This window comes from Pantoea sp. R13S299, from assembly GCF_048515925.1.
GTDB lineage: Bacteria > Pseudomonadota > Gammaproteobacteria > Enterobacterales > Enterobacteriaceae > Pantoea.
Genome location: NZ_JBLYEF010000002.1, coordinates 582,044 through 601,455, shown reverse-complemented (window position 1 = coordinate 601,455; position 19,412 = coordinate 582,044). Strand labels below are relative to the sequence as shown.

The 19,412-nt window shown below is 53.2% G+C and carries 16 protein-coding genes and 1 pseudogene; 9 read left to right on the top strand and 8 right to left on the bottom strand.

Translation table 11 applies throughout. The features are described 5' to 3' along the window. Positions 1 to 53 precede the first annotated feature (53 nt). The gene (locus ACN1CO_RS13650; RefSeq protein ID WP_419139370.1) at positions 54 to 1,616 is read right to left on the bottom strand and encodes a diguanylate cyclase domain-containing protein; all 1,563 of its coding nucleotides are present in this window, start codon (positions 1,614 to 1,616) and stop codon (positions 54 to 56) included. Between the two features lie 275 nt (positions 1,617 to 1,891). Here ACN1CO_RS13650 and ACN1CO_RS13645 point away from each other — a divergent pair, with 275 nt between their 5' ends. Then, a complete protein-coding gene (locus tag ACN1CO_RS13645; RefSeq protein ID WP_419139369.1) occupies positions 1,892 to 2,293 on the top strand; it encodes an H-NS family nucleoid-associated regulatory protein in 402 nt (133 codons plus the stop codon). Between the two features lie 112 nt (positions 2,294 to 2,405). Here the strand turns inward: ACN1CO_RS13645 and ACN1CO_RS13640 are convergent, their stop codons facing one another. From ACN1CO_RS13640 to ACN1CO_RS13625, 4 genes are all read right to left on the bottom strand, one after another. After that, positions 2,406 to 3,368, bottom strand: coding sequence for a GlxA family transcriptional regulator (locus ACN1CO_RS13640; protein ID WP_419139368.1), 963 nt, complete (start codon positions 3,366 to 3,368; stop codon positions 2,406 to 2,408). A gap of 74 nt (positions 3,369 to 3,442) precedes the next feature. Continuing rightward, a complete protein-coding gene (locus ACN1CO_RS13635; RefSeq protein WP_419139367.1) occupies positions 3,443 to 4,222 on the bottom strand; it encodes an MBL fold metallo-hydrolase in 780 nt (259 codons plus the stop codon). Between the two features lie 777 nt (positions 4,223 to 4,999). Then, positions 5,000 to 6,016: an NADPH-dependent aldehyde reductase Ahr gene (ahr, locus tag ACN1CO_RS13630; protein ID WP_419139366.1), complete on the bottom strand. Its 1,017-nt coding sequence runs from the start codon at positions 6,014 to 6,016 to the stop codon at positions 5,000 to 5,002. A gap of 104 nt (positions 6,017 to 6,120) precedes the next feature. Next, positions 6,121 to 8,094, bottom strand: coding sequence for a methyl-accepting chemotaxis protein (locus tag ACN1CO_RS13625; RefSeq protein ID WP_419139365.1), 1,974 nt, complete (start codon positions 8,092 to 8,094; stop codon positions 6,121 to 6,123). 666 nt (positions 8,095 to 8,760) lie between these two features. Between ACN1CO_RS13625 and ACN1CO_RS13620 the strand changes: the two genes are divergently transcribed. Then, on the top strand, positions 8,761 to 8,937 hold the full coding sequence (locus ACN1CO_RS13620; protein WP_009093122.1) for a general stress protein: 177 nt from the start codon (positions 8,761 to 8,763) through the stop codon (positions 8,935 to 8,937). A 74-nt stretch (positions 8,938 to 9,011) separates the two neighbouring features. Here ACN1CO_RS13620 and ACN1CO_RS13615 read toward each other — a convergent pair whose 3' ends face one another. Next, positions 9,012 to 9,908: a LysR family transcriptional regulator gene (locus tag ACN1CO_RS13615; RefSeq protein WP_419139364.1), complete on the bottom strand. Its 897-nt coding sequence runs from the start codon at positions 9,906 to 9,908 to the stop codon at positions 9,012 to 9,014. 131 nt (positions 9,909 to 10,039) lie between these two features. On the opposite strand from ACN1CO_RS13615, the gene ACN1CO_RS13610 reads away from it, so the two are divergent. After that, positions 10,040 to 11,233, top strand: coding sequence for an MFS transporter (locus ACN1CO_RS13610; protein WP_419139363.1), 1,194 nt, complete (start codon positions 10,040 to 10,042; stop codon positions 11,231 to 11,233). Positions 11,234 to 11,301: 68 nt separating this feature from the next. Continuing rightward, complete coding sequence (locus ACN1CO_RS13605; protein WP_419139362.1) at positions 11,302 to 12,327, top strand: alpha/beta hydrolase; 1,026 nt, start codon at positions 11,302 to 11,304, stop codon at positions 12,325 to 12,327. Positions 12,328 to 12,386: 59 nt separating this feature from the next. Here the strand turns inward: ACN1CO_RS13605 and ACN1CO_RS13600 are convergent, their stop codons facing one another. Then, positions 12,387 to 15,491: an efflux RND transporter permease subunit gene (locus ACN1CO_RS13600; RefSeq protein WP_419139361.1), complete on the bottom strand. Its 3,105-nt coding sequence runs from the start codon at positions 15,489 to 15,491 to the stop codon at positions 12,387 to 12,389. A 772-nt stretch (positions 15,492 to 16,263) separates the two neighbouring features. On the opposite strand from ACN1CO_RS13600, the gene ACN1CO_RS13595 reads away from it, so the two are divergent. The 3 genes from ACN1CO_RS13595 (at position 16,264) to yajD (ending at position 17,323) form a co-directional block, all read left to right on the top strand. Further along, entirely contained in the window at positions 16,264 to 16,584 is a 321-nt protein-coding gene (locus ACN1CO_RS13595) for a type II toxin-antitoxin system RelE/ParE family toxin (protein WP_419139360.1), read from the top strand. After that, positions 16,574 to 16,855, top strand: coding sequence for a helix-turn-helix domain-containing protein (locus ACN1CO_RS13590; RefSeq protein WP_419139359.1), 282 nt, complete (start codon positions 16,574 to 16,576; stop codon positions 16,853 to 16,855). The genes ACN1CO_RS13595 and ACN1CO_RS13590 overlap by 11 nt, the downstream gene beginning before the upstream one ends. 120 nt (positions 16,856 to 16,975) lie before the next feature. After that, complete coding sequence (yajD, locus tag ACN1CO_RS13585; RefSeq protein ID WP_003850685.1) at positions 16,976 to 17,323, top strand: HNH nuclease YajD; 348 nt, start codon at positions 16,976 to 16,978, stop codon at positions 17,321 to 17,323. Between the two features lie 165 nt (positions 17,324 to 17,488). On the opposite strand, the pseudogene ACN1CO_RS13580 reads toward yajD, so the two are convergent. After that, positions 17,489 to 18,004: pseudogene (locus ACN1CO_RS13580) on the bottom strand (2-phosphosulfolactate phosphatase); the annotation flags it as partial. 432 nt (positions 18,005 to 18,436) lie between these two features. Here ACN1CO_RS13580 and ACN1CO_RS13575 point away from each other — a divergent pair. Continuing rightward, the gene (locus ACN1CO_RS13575) at positions 18,437 to 18,592 is read left to right on the top strand and encodes a type II toxin-antitoxin system HicA family toxin (protein WP_337016104.1); all 156 of its coding nucleotides are present in this window, start codon (positions 18,437 to 18,439) and stop codon (positions 18,590 to 18,592) included. A gap of 70 nt (positions 18,593 to 18,662) precedes the next feature. Beyond that, positions 18,663 to 19,070: a type II toxin-antitoxin system HicB family antitoxin gene (locus tag ACN1CO_RS13570; RefSeq protein WP_419139358.1), complete on the top strand. Its 408-nt coding sequence runs from the start codon at positions 18,663 to 18,665 to the stop codon at positions 19,068 to 19,070. Positions 19,071 to 19,412 lie beyond the last annotated feature (342 nt).

Here is a 19,412-nt window from a genome sequence, read left to right as displayed (position 1 = left end):
TGATTGAGCCATCACCATGCCACAGACGTCATTCAGAATTTGATCAGGGATGCTCAGCCGTTACGTTCTTCGCACATCACCTGGTTGCGCCCTGCCCGCTTCGCGCGATACAACGCCTTATCGGCACGTTCTATCAGCGCCTGCTTGCCCTGTTTTGAGTCAGAAGCAAGCCAGACGGCACAGCCTGCACTCAGAGTGACATGCTTTTGCGGCAGTTCCGTGGTGAGATGTGGAATAGCGAGCTGATTAATGGCTGCGATAATGGATTTAGCGAGCTCCAGCGCCGCTGACAGCGGTTGGTCGGGCAGAATGATGGCAAACTCTTCGCCGCCGTACCGGGCCGTAAGTTCGTTTTGACGCCGGGCGGTGTTCTTAAGCACAGTGGCCACTTTTTTCAGGCAGTCATCACCGGCCACATGGCCATATGAATCGTTATAACGTTTAAAATAATCGATATCGAACAAGATTAATGACACTGGCTGGCCGCTCCGCTCAGCGCGCTGCAGGCTTTCACTCAACATATGATCAAAATGACGCCGGTTCGCAACCCCCGTCAGCCCGTCGCTCTGTGCCAGATTTTCCAGTGAGCCATTCGCGGCAGTCAGCTCATCGCGAAGTCGGGTCAGTTCAAGCTGATAACGCAGCGTATGCCGCGCCTGACGCAGCACAAACGCCCCCAGTGACAGAATCACAATCAGCAGCGCCAGGCTCAAAATCAGATCCTGTACCCAACTCTTCAGCCAGTGGTTAAACAGCGCGCGCTTGTCATATCCCGCAGCAACTACCAGTGGATATCGCTGTGAGCGAACGAAGCCGAAAATACGTTTTTTACCATCAAGCGCAGCGGTCCACTGACCGCTGCCTTTATCTGCATGGGCCAGCATCCTGAGGAAAAGCGGACTCACAGAGAGGTTTTTGCCGATGTAACTGTCCGGCATCGGACGGGCGTACAGCACCGTGCTATCTGCCAGCATCAGAACCAGCACATCACCCTCACTGAGTTCGTAATAGCTGTAGAAGCGGCGGAAATAGTCCACTTTGATGGTGGCGAGTAAGACGCCACGAAAGCCCCTGAAGGCATCGTTCACCCGAAGCGTAACCGGGATCACCAGTTCGTGGGTGGTTCGACTGCGAAGCACCGGCCCGACATGCAGATTATTTCGCGGATTGGTGCGATGATAATTAAAATATTCACGATCGGAGTTATCAATGTCAGGCGGTATTCTGCCCATGGATGTCGCTATCCATTTCCCATGCGCATCATAGTAAAACAAGCCGTGAAGTTGCGGCAGACGGCTCTGTAACAGGCGCATCGTCTGACTCAGTGCCTCGCCATCTACACCAGTTGTAGCAATCTGCTTTTGAAGCTCGCGTTGCACTTCTCGTAATGAGAGTTCAGTTTGCAAAAACGTATCATCGGCCTGACGCGACTGTGACAACGACAGATTCACCGCCGTATCTTCTGCTTTATCGACGGTTTCAAGCCAGTCTTCGCGCATCGTCCACAGATTCAAACCAATCACCGCCACGGTGAGCAATACACCAGAGAGAATAATACTTCTCAGCAGCGGCGAAATTTTTGGCGCTGGCCCATCATTTTTGCGGCGAAACTTCATGCCAGTCCTTAACAAAACCTGATGACTGATTTAATCACAGTTAATCAAAAGCCAACATGCAAATCCCACAATCCCGGTTCGATAATGACAATCCGCAATTAACCAGCAGATTTCGCTTAAATCCCCCTCTCAATTGGCTCAATCAGCACCATAAATGCAGAATTAACAGCGAATAAAGCTAAATCAGGACTTCAAATATTGGGCGGGTAAATGTTACCCTTGCCGGCTGAATAATTTGCACTTAATTGATTAACTTGAGTATTTGAGGGATTTGTATGAGTAAGAACCTGAGCAGCCTGAATAATATCCGCACTATTCGTGCCGAGGCGCGCAACATGGATTTGGATCTGCTGGAAGAGTTACGCCAGAAATTAGAAACCGTGGTAAATGAACGCCGCGAAGAGGAAAGCGCGCGGGAAGCAGAAGCCCGTGAAAAAGCGGAAAAACTGGCGTTTTACCAGGAGCTGTTGCTGGAAGAAGGAATCAACCCGGCGGAGCTGGTAAATAACGCTTCTCCTTCGGCCATCGGCACAAAAAAACGCGCGAAGCGTCCGGCGAAATACCGTTACAGCGATGAAAACGGCCAGGTTCGTTACTGGACCGGTCAGGGTCGTACTCCTTCTGCAATTAAAGCGGCGATCGAAAACGGTCAGTCACTGGATGATTTCCTGATTTAATCGCGATATATGTCTGCCGGGATGCTGACCGCCACTGCGCGGCATTATTCCGGCATAATAAAATTCAGGGCGCAGATATTCATCCGGGCCTGACACTTATCCTCCTTTCTCATCACTCACCACCGGCTGGACCACGAAACGTCCGGCGCCACTCGCTGGGAGAAACGCCAAACCGGGATTTAAAACGCTGACGAAAGGAAACCGGCGAATCAAAGCCCGCCTTTTCTGCCACCCCTTCAATACTGATACCGGTTGTTTCCAGTAAAACCTGGCTGCGTTGCAGACGTTCAGCCGTCAGCCACTCTCCCAGTGACATGCCCGTCGCCTTGTGAAAATGACGTGTCAGCGTGCGGCGGCTCATGCTGAGCGTGCGCGCGAGTGAGTCCAGATCCTGCGGCTGATGCAGATTTTCCCGCAGTGATGCCAGCAGCGCATTGATCTTACCGTCACGCGTGTTTTCCGGAACCGGCCGCTCAATGAACTGCGCCTGACCGCCTTCACGGTAAGGCGGCACCACCATGCGTCTGGCAACCCGATTAGCAATGGCGCTGCCATAGTGCTGACGGATGATGTCCAGACAGCAGTCGATACCCGCGGCAGTGCCGGCAGAAGTAATCAGCCGATCGTCACGGGTATATAGGGCATTACTGTCGAGGTGAACCTGCGGAAAGCGCTCGCTGAAGTCACGCTCAAATTCCCAGTGGGTGGCCGCCCGATGCTGGTCGAGGAGACCGGCATAAGCCAGTACGTAAGTGCCCAGACAAAGCCCTACTACTTCCGCACCGCGCTGCCAGGCCGCGACCAGCTTATTAAGCAGCGCCTGCGCCGGTTTTTCAGCCGGATTATGCCAGTAAGGAACGATAATAATGTCTGCCTTATCCAGCGGTTCAGGACCCTGCTCCACCATGATTGACAACCCCAGTTCTGAAATCACCGGGCCAGGTTTCTCGGCGCAGATATCAACATGAAACAAATCCGGCTGTGGCAGAGCCGAGCCGAACAAAATGCAGGGAACGGAAAAATGAAACGGACTAAAACCGGCCGTTGCCAGCACAGCGACTCTCAGAGCAGCCATCTTCTTACCTTATTCTGTGAAAACGTATGATTGAGAATCTACTGCGCAAATGGTCGGGTTTAATGCCATAACGCTCAGAACGTCATTGTTTCACCATCTTCCGGGATCAGCACCTGGTCAGCAATACCCTGTTCCAGCGTGTAAGCACGCAGCTCAGCACGCGTCAGTAAACAGTGGTTGATCGCCTCCATGTGTGAGGAAACCAGCGTCGCTTCCGGCAGGATTTTTAACGTCTGCAACGTATCTTCTTTTCCCATGATAATCGGGCCATAGAGATCGTTGGTGGCATTGCCAGTGTTCATCACCACGACCTGCGGCTGAAAACGTTGCAGCGTTCTGACATAGGGCTTAACCCATACGGTATCGCCAGCAATATAGAGCGTTTTTTCTGATGGATGCGTAAAGACCAGGCCACAGGCATCACCAAGAAGATCGCCCATCACCTTGTCGGCATACAACGCATTGCTGCCGTGCTGACCCTCAGTTTTATAGATCGTCAGGCCGTCAACAAACTGATTCTCATCCTGCAGCACCCGAACGTTTTCAAAGCCCTGCGACCGAATCAGCGCGGCATCAGCTTCGTGCTGGCTGTAGATCATAATCGTCTTCGGCACTACCTGCTGTGCTGCCTCATCCCAGTGATCCCTATGTGTGTGAGTAACAATCACTGCATCGACGTCCAGCAGTGAAGCGACCGGGACAGGCAGCTCAACCATTGGATTGCGCAGGTGGGGACGCGCATTCCCGGCAAAGCCTGGCCAGGCCTCTTTTTCGGCCAGCATGGGATCGATCAGAAATTTTTTGCCTGCATAGTCCAGTACCAGTGTGGCATTACGAATCTGGGTCAGCTTCATTTTAGCTCCGTGAAAAGTCTCATTAACATCAGCCAGATTTACTGGCTACCATGAGGTTCACTTTACGGTAGTCTGCTGCCAGCTCGTGACAGGCTCAGAGGACAGTGTTCGATGAAATCGGGCCAAACTGAGGTAACTCTGGAGTAAATAAGGGTACAAATTCATCATAAATTTGCTGCCCGCAATTTTAAGGTCAGGTAACTTAAAATTGCTAATTAGTAGCTTCCATTAATCGCAAAATGACGCCGGAAGAAGCATTAAGGAGATTGAATGCAACAACCTGAAAAAGGGAATTAAATGCCTCAGTCTATTTTATCTTTCTGAAACAGCTTATGTTTCACTGCACCAAATCAAATCCCGCCAGCTCGACATGGCTCGTATGTCTGGGCATTCAGAGGGAGAGAGCCAGAAAATCGGTGCTGAGTTTGTTCAGAGCTTAGTTATTGAGGCAACTCAGGCCTTAACAGGTATGGTCACCCGGCCCATAGATCCGCAAATGGCGACAAGCAAGCACGGAATTTCTGTGCCAGCACGAAATCACGAGTACCGAGATCCAAATCCATTTCTTTTGCCACGGCAAAACAGATTATGTTAATGCCTTCTCCCGCCTGACGACTGTTTATACCTATGTACCCTATTACTTACCCGGCAATGATCCTGACTGATGGGTCTGTGAAGTGAGATCTCTTTCAGCGGCCAGAGACTTTACGCCACTGCTGACAAATTAAAGACAAAAAAATGCCGCAGCAGGCTGCGGCATGTCATTTCAGATTCGCATCAGAAATCGGCTTTCAGTACCACACGGTAATTGGCTTTACCGGCGCGGACGTGATCCAGCGCTTTATTGATGTCTGACATCGGGAAGAACTCAACCTGTGGGGCGATATCCGCACGGGAAGCGAGACGCAGCAGCGAGCGCAGCTGGCCTGGTGAGCCGGTGGATGAACCGGTTACCGCTTTGTCGCCCAGAATCAGATCAAATGCACTCACTTCAATCGGCTTCATCACTGCACCCACGGTGTGGAATTTACCCTGAGGAGCCAGCGCCGCGAAATAAGGTTTCCAGTCCAGATCGACTGCCACAGTGCTCAGGATCAGATCAAAACGACCCGCCTGTTTCTTCAGAGCTTCAGGATCGCGGCTGTTAACCACTTCATCCGCACCCATATCCAGGATCGACTGCTTCTTATCCGGGGTTGAGCTGAACGCCACGACTTCCGCACCCATCGCGTGCAGGATTTTGATCGCGATGTGACCCAGACCGCCGATACCAATCACACCCACACGGCTGGTCGCCGTGATGTTGCTCATCAGCAGTGGTTTAAATACGGTGATACCCCCGCACAGCAGCGGACCGGCGCTGGCCACATCCAGTTTCTCCGGCAGCGGGATAACCCACTGCCAGTCGGCGCGCAGCTTCTCGGCAAAACCACCTTTATTCATGATGGTCGGGATGCTGCCCTGCTGGCAGTTAACCTGCTCACCGTTGATACAGGCATCGCAGTGCTGACAGCTTTTGGCTGTCCAGCCGATACCTACATGCTGGCCGACTGAGAGGCCTTTGTTCTTAGCCGCTTCGCCCAGGGCGGAGACCCGGCCAATCACTTCATGTCCTGCAATCACCGGGAACTGAGAGATGCCCCATTCGTTGTCGATCATCGACAGGTCTGAGTGGCAGACGCCACAATATTCAACCTGGACTTCGACTTCTTCGGCTGCCAGTTCGGCGGCATCGTACTCATAGAGTTCAAGGGCCTGGCCAGCCTGCATGGCTGCATAACTTTTAATTTTCATTCATACCTCTGCGTGATTAATCACGGACAAGTGTAACAACTGAAAGCCGGCCTTGCCTGGCCGTTGCGCTTACACCGCACTTTTTTGTCTTTTATTCAGATAATTCAGCCTTTAACCTGCGCACCAGAAAGAGTTTGTAACACCTTGAGCTGTGCGACGGCTTCCTGCATGGCGTCCATTCCCTGCGTCAGTTCACGCAGGCTGCCGAGGTGCTTCGCAATGTCGGCCCGCTCATGTCGCGTCTGCTGATTCATCGCCGCCAGCGTATCGGCTGCACTGATACTGCGCTCTGCCATTTGCGCGGCGGTCTGTGCCGAGTCACTGGCCACAAGGCGAATACGAGAGATGGTGCTGACCGCCTCACCGATGTTGCTGGCTGTGGCTTCGGCCTGCTCTTTCGACGAGTGCGCCAGACGACGAACTTCGCCCGCGACCACGGCAAATCCACGGCCAGCTTCGCCTGCGCGTGCCGCTTCTACTGCGGCATTCAGCGCCAGAATGTTGGTCTGGAAAGCAATATTGCTGATGCCATGCGTAATCTCATTGATGCCGTTAGAGATTTTCTCCAGGTCGTCCAGTCCGTCATCCAGTCGCCCCTGCGCCTGCTGACTCTCGGTGGCGATGTTGCTGATGTTACGGATGCTGCTTTCTGCCAGGCTCAGCGTTTCGCCCTGGCTTTGGGTGGCCGTTTCCAGCACCGGCAGTGCTTCCATCAGCGGCGTCAGTGCCTGCTGATAATTGATCACCCGATCCAGCACCCGCGTCTGAATGCTGTTCAGCGCTTCCCAGCGGCGTAACGCACGCTGCGCGTAATGTGCTGCGTAACCGGCATACTCCACCGGGAACTGGCTCATCGCTTTGACGTCATGATTAAAGAACACCAGCGCCGAAAGCGTCTGATTGATTGGCACGCCCAGGATCTCACCAAAGCTTGAGAAACCGGCGGCGGCGATACCTTTAAAGAAGTGAGCATTGTGCAGCTTATCGGCATTACCGACACGACGCAGGATACAGTCGTTCATCAGAATCGCGGCCGGTTTGCCATGCTGAGCGGTAAAAGCCTGCCACTCCTGCTGCGTGGCCTGTTTGAAGTCTTTCTCCTGCATCAGGAACAGCCGGTCACCAAACTCGAGGTCACAGAAAAACTGCACGCCACCCGATTCAATTTTGGCGATCGAGCGAATGAAGTACTCCTCGCCGACTTTAACGCCGAAGGTTAACCCCTTCAGTCGTTCGGTCAGCTGCGCTTCAGTGCAGTTAAGGTGTTCACACAGCGACGCGACAAACGGCTGCTGCTGTCCCTGGCGGTTAAACACCGAGGTGACGGTGCGCGCAACCGGATCGGCTTCGGCAATCAGCCAGCTCTGATCGCGTGGCGTAAAGTTCTGGCTTTTAAACGGAGCAAAGGATTTTCCGGGGGCCATCTGGCAGAACACGATGACAGCTTTGCCCTGCAGCACCTTGCCACCGGTACCGATCCAGGTGCCATCAAAGGTGATTTTACCGCCCGCTGACCCCCCAATCGCCAGGCACGGAAAACGCCCGCAGTTGTACCAGGCCTGCATCAGAAAGCCCTCTGACGCCGACAACCCGTCGCAGTAAATCATCGCAAAAGTACGATCCGCCGAGAGCGGCATCCGCACCTGCAACCGCGCCAGCTCCTGCTGGATGGCGGTGATGCGCTGGCTGGCAGTCTGCGTATCGGCGACATGCAGATCGACAATGTGCGTCTCATGACTGGCGATCAGCGTGTCGGGCAGCCAGAGATAACTTCCTTCCGGGCCATTGCCATCACAGTAAGTGCTTTGCGATCGGCTGCTGCTCAGTGCGCCGTTGGAAGAGAGCGTCAGCACCGTCAGGTCGCTAGTGTTAAAGCGCTGCCAGGCCTGGCTGACCCGCTGAAAATCGGCTTCAGGCGGAACAAACGTCATCAGGATCCCGCCCGCCCGCGAGCTTAAACCAATAGAGGAGAGTGAATCGGGCAGCGCACGACAATCCCAGGTGCCATTCGCTGGCTGGCTGCTACGCCTAAGACGGGCAACAGGCAGGCGTCTTTTGATCGTCTTAATGATCGACATATTATTATTTTCGCTTTTATTTGAGTTATTTGCGCTTAAATTCGCGCTTTCTGGTGTGTAGAAGGAGGGCTAAATGCAGGTCCGTTCGCGTTCAGAACTCGTCGCTGAGTGCCGGGTTCATCATTGATCGGCGCGCTCAACGCCATTGGGTTATCGCCACTAGCGGGAAAACCTTTAGCAATTGCTGCAGTTGGTTTAATGGATGAGTTTGTTACATTTTCGTAGCATAAAATAATACAGGACAGGATTCTGACGGGCAGATGTAATGCTGTGTTAGTGACTGATGATTACCATACGGATTGATGATGATCGACACACACGATCCTATGCTGCGCCCGAAATTTACCTGTCCCTCAGCTGCCAGTGCTGTTCGCAGCGCTCCCGCGCTTCGGCGGGCAGGTCACGTAAATCTGGCAGCGTATCGCCGGAACCGTAGCCCATTGCTCCCGTCGCTTCCTGCTGTTTATCCTGTGCGGCGAAGGTGAGTTTCTCTTCCAGCGGCTGCCAGCTATCGCCCTGCCGACGCTAAATCCCTGCGCAAGGTTAACCTCAGGTTTATCAATAATTTCAGGCTGTGCATTTGCATAAACGAAGCGGGCGACTATGCTTGCCGGTGTGACTAGCTAGTCCTTTTTATCTAATGGAACATTGATATGAGGTCTTCCTATGACACAACAGAAGTACAGAGGCGGTGCCGGCAATTTTGCCAACGATCCAGAACGGGCGAGTGAAGCTGGCAGTGCAGGAGGCAAAGTCAGTGGGGGCAATTTCAAAAACGATCATGAGAAAGCCAGGGAAGCCGGTCGGAAAGGGGGCAAGATTAGTCGACGTCCTTCTAAGTAATTCTGAATAAAGCGCTTTAGGACGTTTTACGCCATGGAGTGGCATCTCTTCCGTCAACACTCAGAATCTGTTCATCATTCCCCCTCTTTTAGCCTTAACGCCTCTCTGACCAGGTTAAAAGCCGGTGAATGCTGCTTGCGGCTGGGATAATAGAGATAGTAACCGGGGAATGGCTCACACCAGCGCTCCAGCACCCGGATCAGCGTGCCCTGCTCCAGCCCTTCTGCAACTTCCTGTTCAGGCAGAAAAGCGATTCCCAGCCCGGCAATAGCCGCTTCTGCAATGTGTGCCGAGGTATTGAACGTCAGCTGTCCATCCACCCGCACATTTAACGGCCCCTCTTCTCCATCAAAATCCCAGACATACAATCCTCCTGCCGTCGCCTGTCGCATATTGATGCAGTTGTGCTGCAGCAGGTCGTGCGGATCCTGCGGCGCGGCATGACGACGAAAGTAATCTGGCGAAGCGACCGCGGCCATCCGTAATGGCGGGGTTATCGGCATCGCCACCATATCTTTATCAATGGTATCCCCCATCCTGACTCCCGCATCAAACCGATCGGCCACGATGTTACGTAAGCCATGACTGGCATCAAATTCGAGACGGATATCGGGATAAGCCGCCAGCAGTGGCATCAGTTTTGGCATCAGGAGCGAACTCAGAATATGCGGGCCACAGGTGATGCGGACTGTGCCGGCGGGCTTGTCCCGCATCGCAGTCAGCATATCCAGTTCCGCCTCAATTTCATCGAATCGATTGCCAATCGCCTCGATCAGTCGCTCACCCGCCGCGGTCGGCGAGACGTTACGCGTCGTGCGGGTCAGCAACCGAATCTCCATCCGGTTTTCCAGCGCAGTAATGGTCTGACTCAGCGCGGGCTGCGTCACGCCCAGCAGCGCCGCCGCGCGGGTAAAGCTGCCCTCTCGCGCTACGGTAATAAACGCCTGCAGGTCATTCATATTACGTTTCATGCTGCACTCCCGCCGATAGATTAATAAGCCATGGTTATAACCCCATTAAGGATTCATTAGCTAGTCAATATAAAGCGAAACAGTAGAATTTCCTGAGTTCATCAGCACCTAACAATGAAACAGGACAGAACATGGCTTCCACCGAAACAACGGCCTATTCCCCACAACATAAAGAAGCTCACTGGGGTGGCGTCTGGGCAATGACGCTTTGTGTCTTCACGCTGATCGCCTCTGAATTTATGCCGGTCAGCCTGTTATCGCCGTTATCCCGTGATCTGGCCGTCAGCGAAGGTCTGGCCGGACAGGGCATCGCCATATCTGGCGCGCTCGCAGTGATCACCAGCCTCTCGATAACCCGCATCGCGGGGAATCTCGACCGCAAAATTCTGTTGCTGACGCTAACGCTGCTGATGGCGATGTCCGGATTGATGGTGGCGATGGCTTCCAGCTATCTGACTTATATGACGGGCCGGGCACTGATTGGCGTGGTGATTGGCGGGTTCTGGTCGATGTCAGTCTCGGTGGCTATCCGGCTGGTCCCCACTGATCAGGTGCCGCGCGCGCTGGCTGTTTTCAACGGCGGAAATGCGCTGGCGACCGTTATCGCGGCACCGCTGGGCAGCTATCTCGGCTCGGTCTTTGGCTGGCGCGGGGCTTTTTTCAGCCTGGTGCCGGTGGCGTTAATCGCCCTGCTCTGGCAAGGCTTCACGCTGCCATCGATGCCGGTGGATAAGACACAGCAGCGCAACACAAAGCTCCTGCAGCTACTGCGTTCGCCACTGGTGACGGTGGGCCTGACCGCCTGCGGCCTGCTCTTTATGGGGCAATTCACCCTGTTTACCTACCTCCGCCCGTTTCTGGAAACCGTGACACAGGTGGACGTTTCTGCGTTGTCGCTGGTGCTGCTGACTATTGGCGTCGCTGGCTTTGTCGGAACACTGATTGTCGGGGTTGTTCTGCAGCGTGGATTCTATCTCACCCTGATGATTATCCCGCTGATCATGGCGGTCGTCGCGGTGCTGCTCATGATGTTCGGTCATCAGCTGTGGCTGGTGGCACCGTTGCTGGGCATCTGGGGACTGGTGGCTACAGCGGCACCCACCGGATGGTGGGCCTGGGTCGCCAGATCCTTCCCGGATAACGCGGAGACCGGCGGCGGCTTAATGGTTGCCATCGTCCAGCTGTCGATTGCTCTGGGATCGACGCTGGGTGGCCTGGCCTTTGACCATGCAGGCTGGCAGACCACTTTTGCCATCAGCGCCACATTACTGTTCGCTGCCGCCGCACTGGCGAGGATCACCGCCCGCAAAGAAAGTGCTGCCTGATAACAGGTTCGTTGTTTAACCGGGCAACCCGTTGCCCACACCTCGTCAAACCCGATAAGGATCCTCTCATGAGAGCATTAACCCTGATGTTTGGACTGTTGATCAGTTCATTTGCGGCCAGCGCTGCCGATATATCGCGCGGCGCTGATAATTTTTATCAGAGCGATAAAGTGACCCGCGAGAAAGTCACCTTTAAAAATCAGTATCAGATGGGTGTCACTGGCACGCTGTACAGACCCAAAGAGGCCAGTAAAACGGCACGCCTGCCAGCGATTGTGGTGGGTCATCCGATGGGTGCAGTCAAAGAGCAGAGCGCCAGCCTCTATGCGCAGAAAATGGCGGAGCAGGGCTTTGTGACTCTCGCAATCGATCTTTCATTCTGGGGCGAAAGTGAAGGCCAGCCGCGCAACGCGGTTTCTCCGGATATCTATGCCGAAGACTTCAGCGCCGCAGTGGATTATCTGGGAACCCGCGACTTTGTTGACCGCAATCGGATTGGTGTACTGGGTATCTGTGGCAGTGGCAGTTTCGTCATCAGCGCTGCGAAGATCGATCCCCGCATGAAGGCGATTGCGACCGTCAGCATGTATGACATGGGTTCGGCCAACCGCAATGCGCTGAATAAGAGCCAGACGCTGGCGCAGCGTAAACAGATCATTGAAGCCGCAGCACAGCAACGTTATGTGGAATTTACCGGGGGTAAAACCGAATACACCGGCGGTACGCCACATAAAATTGATGCTGATTCACCAGCCGTGGCTAAAGAGTTTTACGATTTTTACCGGACGCCTCGCGGTGAGTTCACCCCGAAAAGCTCGTCAGCTGCACTGACCACGCACCCGACGCTTACCAGCAACGTGAAGTTCATGAACTTCTATCCGTTCAATGATATTGAGACCCTCTCTCCGCGCCCGGTGCTCTTCATCACCGGTGATAAAGCGCACTCACGCGAGTTCAGTGAAGATGCGTTCCAGCGCGCGGCTCAACCCAAAGAGCTGTATATCGTGCCTGGTGCGGGCCATGTCGACCTTTATGATCGCACTGACCTGATCCCGTTCGCGAAGCTGACCGCCTTCTTTAAACAGCATCTGTAATCTTCTGCTGATCATTGAATCCAGCCCGCCTGCAGGAAACTGCAGGCGGGCTGTCTGCGTTACTGGCCTTTGCGATGACGGGTCAGATAGTGCTTCACCAGTACAAAGAACAGCGGAACAAAGAACAACGCCAGGACGGTGCCTGCCAGCGTGCCGCCGATGATGCCTGTACCGATGGCGATGCGGCTGTTAGCACCGGCGCCGGTCGCCACCGCCAGCGGGATCACACCTGCAATAAAGGCCAGTGACGTCATCATGATCGGCCGCAGACGGGTTCGCGCCGCCTGCAATGCAGCAGCACTCAGTGAACTGCCCTGACGCACTGCATCCTCGGCAAACTCGATAATCAGAATCGCGTTTTTGGAGGTCAGCCCGACGGTGGTCAGCAACGCCACCTGGAAGTAGATATCGTTACTCAATCCCCGCAGCGCCACTGCCAGCACGGTACCCAGCACGCCGAGCGGCACCGCCAGCAATACGGAGAATGGCACGGACCAGCTCTCATAGAGCGCAGCCAGACAGAGGAAAACCACCAGAATAGAGATCGCATAGAGCGTGGTTGACTGGCCACCCGCCTGCTTCTCCTGCAGTGAAAGTCCACTCCACGCACCTGTGGTTCCTGCCGGGAGTTCATTGGCCAGCCGTTCAATGGTGTTCATGGCATCGCCGGAGCTAAACCCTTCGGCGTTCTGACCCTGAATTTCGTAGGAGGCCGAGCCGTTATAGCGGTCAAGGCTTTCCGGCCCCATGGTCCAGCGGGTCGAGGCAAAGGCCGAGAACGGCGTCATGGTGCCCTCACTGTTCCGGATATACCACTTATCCAGATCTGACGGTGCTGAACGATACTGACCGTCGCCCTGCACATAGACCCGCTTTACCCGGCCCCGATCGATAAAGTCATTGATGTAGGCACCACCCCAGGCGCTGGTCAGCGTATCGGTCACGTCATCCAGCTGCAGCCCCAGTGCCACCGCTTTGCTGGTATCAATATCAACCTGCAACTGCGGGGTCTGTGGCAGAATATTCGCACGCACGCCGATCAGCGCCGGGCTTTGCGCTGAGCTTTGTAACAGCTGATCGCGCAGGTTCCCCAGTTGTTCACGCGTGGTGCCACCGCTGGCCAGCAACTCGTAAGTGAAGCCATTGTTCTGGCCCAGACCTGGCACCGATGGCGGCGTCAGTGCAAAGATTTGCGCATCCCGAATCGACGCCAGCGCATAAGTTGCGCGTCCGGCAATCGCCTCGGCGGAGTTCTCACTGCCGGGTCGCTGATCCCAGTTTTTAAGCTTGATAAATGCCATACCGGCATTCTGCGCCGCACCGCTGAAGTTAAAGCCGTTGATGGTGAAGACCACATCAATATTCTGTTTCTCTTCGGTCAGGAACCAGTCAACAATCTGCTGATTGACGGCCTCCGTGCGGCTGGCGGTTGCGCCCGCTGGCAAAGTCGCCTGAAGCATAATGCTGCCCTGATCTTCGGTCGGCAGGAAGCTGCCCGGCAGGCGGGTGAACATCACAAACAGCACCACGCCCATTGCCGCATAGAGCGACACCATGATCAGCGGACGACGCAGTGTGCTGACTACTTTGTGGCGATACTGGCGCTCAGTGGCGGCATAGAAGCGGTTAAAACCGCCAAAGAAGCCTTTGCGATGCGGTGTTGTCGGCCTCAGCAGCATGCCACACAGTGCGGGCGTCAGGGTCAGCGCCACCACCACGGAGAAGGTCATGGCCGCAATGATGGTGATGGAGAACTGCCGGTAAATCACGCCAGTCGATCCGGCGAAAAACGCCATCGGCAGAAAAACTGCCGAGAGCACCAGTGCGATAGCCACCAGTGCGCCGGAGATCTCTTTCATCGACTTTTCGGTTGCTTCACGCGCCGGCAAACCTTCGTCATGCATGATGCGTTCGACGTTCTCAACCACCACGATTGCATCATCCACCAGCAAACCGATGGCCAGCACCATGGCAAACAATGTCAGAGTGTTGATGGTGTAGCCGCACAGCGCCAGAACACCAAAGGTGCCGAGCAGCACGACCGGCACCGCCAGCGCCGGGATTAGGGTCGCGCGGATGTTCTGCAGGAACAGGTACATCACCACCACCACCAGCGCGATCGCTTCGATCAGGGTGATCACCACATCTTCAACGGAGATTTTGATGAAGTCGGTGCTGTCGAGCGCATAGGCCACTTCGTAGCCCTGCGGCATCGAGTGGCGATACTCTTCAACTTTATTTTTCACCAGCGTCGCGGTAGCCAGCGCATTCGCGCCCGGAGCCAGCATCACCCCGACCCCGGCCGCAGGATGCCCGTTAAGTCGTGTGGTCATGTCATAGGATTCACCGCCCAGTTCTACCCGCGCGACATCACCCACCCGCACGATGGCACCGCTTTTATCACTTTTGACGATGATGTTGCGGAACTGCTCTGGCGTCTGCAGTCGCGACTGCGCTCGGACCGTGGCGGTGAGTTGCTGATTATCGGGCGATGGCAGGCCGCCGATTTTACCGGCTGAGACCTGAATGTTCTGCGAGCGTATCGCCGCCGACACGTCGGAGGGCTGCAATGCATAAGCGTTAAGCTTGAAGGGATCGAGCCAGATGCGCATCGCGTACTGACCGCCGAACACCTGGATATCACCGACGCCTTCGGTCCTGGCTAGGGGCTCCTGCATATTACTGACCAGCCAGTCACCGATATCGGTGCTGTTGCTTTTACCCGTGGTGTCATACAGCCCCATCACCAGCAGGAAGTTCGACTGAGATTTGGTCACCGTGACGCCAAGCTGCTGCACCTCGCTGGGCAGGCGGGAGAGCGCCTGCTGCACCTTGTTCTGTACCTGCACCTGAGCGGTATCCGGATCGGTGCCCTGACTGAAAGTCACGGTGACCGACACATTCCCCTGTGAGCTGCTGCTGGAGGTAAAGTAGAGCAGATTATCCAGTCCGGTCAGCTGCTGCTCGATCACCTGAGTGACGCTGTTCTCCAGTGTTTCCGCAGACGCACCGGTGTAAGTAGCACTGATATTCACCGAAGGTGGTGCCACATCGGGATATTGTTCAACCGGTAACTGGGTGATAGAGAGCGCGCCAAGTAGCATGATTAAAATGGCAACAACCCACGCAAAAACGGGACGATAAATAAAAAAACGAGAAAACATCAGCGGGATCTCTTCCTTTGGGCGGGTGCAAGACCTGCATTCCTGCGGGTCAACAAACTGCGTTGATTATAGGTTGTAACATCCGGCTATACATCCTGACGTTATCTTTTCTTAAACCTGACTGATTATGGCTCTGTGTTGCACTTTTGATGGGTAGCGGATAGGCGGGGCTTCAGGCGTGAATGGATGCAGAGATGAATCTGATGATGCGTTGAGCAAAATGGTCAGCCCTGACTATCCTCAAACAAAGGACACAAATCAGGAGAAAACAATGATATTTATCCACTTCGTTTCACTTATCGCCTCTGCCCTCTATTTACTGGTCTTCCTGCCAAAAATTCGTTCCCGTCGCTAACCCATTGCTTATCAGGGATGCCAGACTTATCTGGGTGAAAACGCCAGTTTCTGGGCCATTTATGGCGTCATGCATTACATTTAGCGCTTATTTATAAGCAAACCGGAAAATAGTGATGTTAGTGTCCCTATCCTATTGATTAATGCGAATAGTACTGGTTGTTTTTTGTGATTTCATCATAGCTGTAGAAGTTTGATTCTCATTGCAGGTGCCCGGCACATATAAATCTCTGGGGATTAACAGTAGTTATAAAAAGTGCGAGGCAAGCCGGAAAGACCCTATAACGATCAAACCCATGCTTGATTCTTTTTGAACCAGATTGGACACTATCTCCACATGTATAATAGCACAAATGCTAACTTAGCCTTTAAGCTAAATTAGCATTTGTGCTATTATTTATTTCACGGAGGAGATAAGTTGTTCAACGTAAAGTTTCATGACGACGCCGGTGATGAGCTTGAAGCTTTGCCTGCTGAAATTGCCGCGAAGATGGTACGTTTGCTTGAGAAGCTGCAAGAAAACCCTCGTTTGCTGAGAGAACCGCACTGTAAGCCATTGGGCAACGGCCTATTCGAGGTACGCACAATGGGCGGCGATATAGCACGCGGTTTATGGGTCTATCAGACAGGTAAAAACATTTTCATACTTCGTATTTTCATCAAAAAAACAACCAAAACGCCAATGGCAGAAATTGATTTGGCGTTTCGCAGACTTGAGGAGATGCTCGATGGCGCATAAAACGCTGGCTGAGATGAAAGCCAGACTCATGCAAAGAGATGATTTTCAGGCAGCTTATGAAGCTGAAGAGCGCAAAGAGCGACTACAGGCCTTATTAGCTGAGTGGCGCAGCCATGCTGGATTAAAGAGTGCTGATGTTGCAGCCAGAATGGGCATCGCGCCCTCTACGCTCTCACGTATGGAAAAAAACATTACGTCTGCCAGCTTTGAAAATCTGTCTAAATATGCGAGAGCGTGTGGCGTGAAAACGGCTACGCTGTTTTTCAGCTAATGCTCTGATTTTTATATCGTTAATTTCTGCGGAACACGTTCATTTTTCCTTCGGTTCCGTTGTGGGATATATTGGCTGCACTCTCGTGACATTTTCTCTGCATAACAGGTAATCCCGGCAATGGCTCTGATCCCCAAAAACTACACGCGGCTGGAAAGCGGCTATCGTGAGAAAGCACTCAAAATCTATCCATGGGTGTGTGGGCGCTGCTCACGCGAGTTTGTTTATTCAAACCTGCGCGAACTGACGGTTCACCATATCGATCACGACCACACCAACAATCCTGAAGATGGCAGTAACTGGGAGTTGTTGTGTCTCTATTGTCATGATCACGAGCACTCGAAATATACCGAAGCTGACCAGTATGGCACTCGCGTGGTAGCAGGCGAGGATGCACAAAAAGATGTCGGGGAAGCCACCTACAATCCGTTTGCTGACCTGAAGTCGATGCTGAATAAGAAGAAGTAATCTCCGAAGTTTAAGCCTGTCAGGCCGTTCAACCCGCACTGACAGGCTCAGCCCCTTCCCGAACCCGATGTATAAAAATCCCCCCTGCAACTGGCAGGCCCGCATTGCACTATCCAGTTCCAGACAGAGATCAACATCCTCCTGAAATCCACGCTGTTGAAGCTCCAGGGCTGAAGCGCATTCGCGAAGAGATAACAGGTTAAGCTGCTGCCAGGCGGCAACTGCGCCTTCGGCTTCCGGAGAGCAACGGTCACGCCCGATGGCCGCGATAATCCCGCCTGCGGCAGCATAATCTTCAATAGCCGGGCGAAGCGTGCCATCGGGCCAGCGCTCTCCGCAAGGGACAACCAGAATACGGTCAAAGTCACGGCAGGCGATTGCAGTCTGCGTGAGGTTCCTGAAGCAACCGCTGAATACGGTGACGTCCGTATCCACATCATGGGCCAGGAATGAAATCGCTGATCCATTGGGAGACGGCAGCACCAGCTTCTCGCCCTCTGCTATTTTCCTAATCGACGCAGGCGAGAGACTAAAACCGCCCGTGTCAGATAATCTCTCGAAGCTGGCGACCTGTGCCCCGATAGTGTTTGCGTACCCGACAGCAGAGGCATCTTTCCATGGGTAAGGATAAACCTGCGCCCCATTGTCGACCGCCAGGCTAACACAGGTAGAGAATGACATCACATCGACGATCACGATGCACTGCACGTTCTTTGCCGCGTAACTGATCGCCGCTGCTCCCCACTCAAGGCGAACGTCAAACCTCTCCTGACTACACCATTGCATATTTCATCCTCAGTTATGGGCTGATGGGATTACGTCGGCCAATTCACACGCTATTGTCTGGTCATCATCGACAACGTTTCAGCGCAACAGGCATCCGAAATTTCATCCTGTTCCAGACATCAGGCAGGGATAATAGAGATCCCTCGGTAAGAATTTATTGTGACCTCCTATGCCACTACATTAAGCGCATGATATGCAATATTTTTTGCTGTAAAATCTGTTGACCCTCAGGTGTACATACCCACTGATAACCACAAATATTTGATATTGTAGTTATCAGTGGGTATTTTAATTCCGAGTTGATAACAAGGAGGTTTTGATTGAACAGTGAAGCTATTAAAGAGAAACGGCTGGGTTTTGGATCGTGTGAATGGGAGCCACCACATTTTTGTCAAAGAAGGTGTTGATCATCATATTACGGTTCCCCATCCGAGGAAGGATTTAGCAAAAGGCACGCTGCAGGACATCTTAAAAAATATGTAATACCAGGGCGCGCTTGCAGTGTCCCCCTTTTTAAGTGACACATTAGAATAGTGAAGTTAAAGGTGATGATATGAAATTTCCGATCTATCTACACAGAACAGAAAGCGGTGGTTTCTCTGGCTTCGTCCCAGACATTAAGGGCTGTTACTTTGCCGGTGATAATATCGACGAGACTATCGCAGACGCGTTTGGCGCAATTGATGCACATCTTGAATTTCAGGCTGAGAAAGGCGAAAATTTACCAAAAGCTTTGCCAGTAGAGGCACATTTCGACGATGAAAACTGCCAGGGTGGTTACTGGGCTTTCGTTGATATTGATTTATCAAAGTACGATGGAAAAGCGGTGAAGCTGAACATCACATTGCCGCAAAACCTGTTAAACAAGATTGATAGCTATGTAGATTTACATAAGGACTTTGGTTCACGGAGTGGATTTATTGCAGAATTAGCCCGCCGCGAACTGCAGAAAACCGCATAAACTTAAGCCGCCTGTTATCAACTCAAACTTGCCCGCTTATGGTGGGCTTTTTTGTGCATCGAGAAAAACAGCGCAACGCAGAGCGAAAAGTAAAGTGCACGGTAATATCGTGGCGTTATATTCACGTGGTAATACTTAATCCGGGCATTGCTCCTGTAAAGCTAATAACGTCATCGTGAATATCGTTCCTGATTTGTGCACAAAGGGGAGTATTACCTTAAAGAGTAAACCCACCCGCCTCGTTTATTATCGCGCTACCGCTCAGGACTTCCTTCATATTTCATCCCTGAAATCCAAGCCTCCCAACTCACCGAAACATTTTGAGAAAGATTTTCACCGAAT